Annotated in this window: 1 protein-coding gene and 1 pseudogene; both read right to left on the bottom strand. The window is 43.0% G+C overall.

What is annotated here, in order from left to right; genetic code table 11:
* A pseudogene (locus IQR33_RS34960) lies at positions 1 to 284 on the bottom strand (diguanylate phosphodiesterase); the annotation flags it as partial.
* Positions 285 to 303: 19 nt separating this feature from the next.
* A partial coding sequence (locus IQR33_RS30975) for an FHIPEP family type III secretion protein (RefSeq protein ID WP_193844305.1) occupies positions 304 to 768 on the bottom strand: 465 nt, incomplete at its 5' end.

Below are 768 nucleotides of genomic sequence, written 5' to 3'. Positions count from 1 at the left end.
TGAAAGGCTTCTAACTGAAATTGTGTTTGTCTTAGTGCAAGGTAAAGACTGAACAAATCCAGGCAGTACTGCATTTGTTCAGAGAGTTTGAATTGATAGACACTTTGTTCTCCACGCATACCAAATCTCAACGTCAGGTGTTGGAATTCTACTTCCCCTGATTGAGCTTCCCTAATTGCTTGGCATGCGTGTTGGACATCATTGTGTTTTAAAGCATCAAAGACTAATTGATCGTCATCCGTGACGATATGTTGTACTGCGAGACCAACCAAATGTTCGTACATCGCATGTGTTGAAATAAGATTAACCAAGGTTTCCTACCACATTGATTTGTTTGTTTTCTGGGATTTCGTTGTAAGACAATACTGCCAGCCCTTGTGTAAATGTACGAGCGTAACGCGCTAGAAGAGGGCGCAGCTGTGGCATAACGAGAAGGATCGGAGGTAGCCCCTGTTGCTTAAGCTGTTGTCTGATCAATGGCAAGTTTTGTTGGAACTGACCAAGAATGTTTGGCTCAATTGGGAAGCTATCTAGTGTTACCGTACCAGAAGATTGTGCTTGTTGCAGTGAAGTTAGTAGCATTTGTTCTAGCTCATCAGACAGTGCGTAGACATTTAACTCGTTCTTTTGTCCTGCAATTAAGTTAACAAGCGTACGCTTTAGTGCACAGCGCACATCAGATGCAAGTAGGATCGGGTCCTTTGTATTTTCCGCGGATTCCAACATTGTGTTGGCAATCGTGCGAATATCTTTTAGTGGCACTTGGTC

It is taken from the genome of Vibrio sp. OPT46, from assembly GCF_015163535.1.
Taxonomy (GTDB): Bacteria; Pseudomonadota; Gammaproteobacteria; order Enterobacterales; family Vibrionaceae; genus Vibrio; species Vibrio alginolyticus.
Note: the sequence above shows the minus strand (reverse complement) of the source record. Positions and strands in the feature narration are given on the sequence as shown.